This is a genomic window from Mesorhizobium sp. M7A.F.Ca.MR.362.00.0.0, from assembly GCF_004023175.1.
GTDB lineage: Bacteria > Pseudomonadota > Alphaproteobacteria > Rhizobiales > Rhizobiaceae > Mesorhizobium.
In genome coordinates, this window is record NZ_RZTF01000779.1 from 502 (window position 1) to 1140 (window position 639).

Genomic DNA, 639 nt, shown 5'->3' on the forward strand with positions numbered 1-639 from the left:
GGAGGAACTCGCCCGCCTGCGCTCGCGCTCCGTCGCCCATGCGCATGAACTTGTCGACTGGACCGCCAAAACCTTTGCCGCTTTCGGCATCGACGAGACCGAAGACGAGGCGCGCTACCGCCACGCGGCCGCATTGCTGGCCGATATCGGCTGGCGCGCGCACCCCGAATATCGCGGCAAGCAATCGCTCAACATCATTGCGCACGCCTCCTTCTTCGGCGTCGACCATCCCGGCCGTGCTTTCCTGGCCATGGCCAACGCCTATCGTCATGACGGCATCTTCAACGAAGCCATCGCCCCCGAGATCAAGGCGCTGGCGCCGCCGCGTTATCTGGAGCGCGCCCGCGTGCTCGCCGCGATGATGCGCGTCGTCTACCTGCTGACGGCGTCGATGCCCGGCATCATGCCCAGGCTGAAATGGGAACAGCGCGCCAACGGCGTGCTGGCGCTGGTCTTGCCGGCATCGCTGGCCGATCTCTATGGCGAGCGGCCGGCCGGGCGCCTGGCGCAACTGGCAAGGATAACCAACCGCCGGCTGGTGCTGGCCGTCGAGGGTGGGCCCAGCATGTCGGTGAAGTAGGGCGTGTCGGTCAAGTAGGCGTTACGCCGAACCACGCCCGTCGACGCAGGGCCATGGAC

At 67.0% G+C, this 639-nt stretch carries 1 pseudogene; it reads left to right on the plus strand.

Features of this window, described 5'->3' with window-relative positions:
• Window positions 1-580: pseudogene (locus EOC06_RS44640) on the plus strand (exopolyphosphatase); the annotation flags it as partial.
• Between the last annotated feature and the right edge of the window lie 59 nt (window positions 581-639).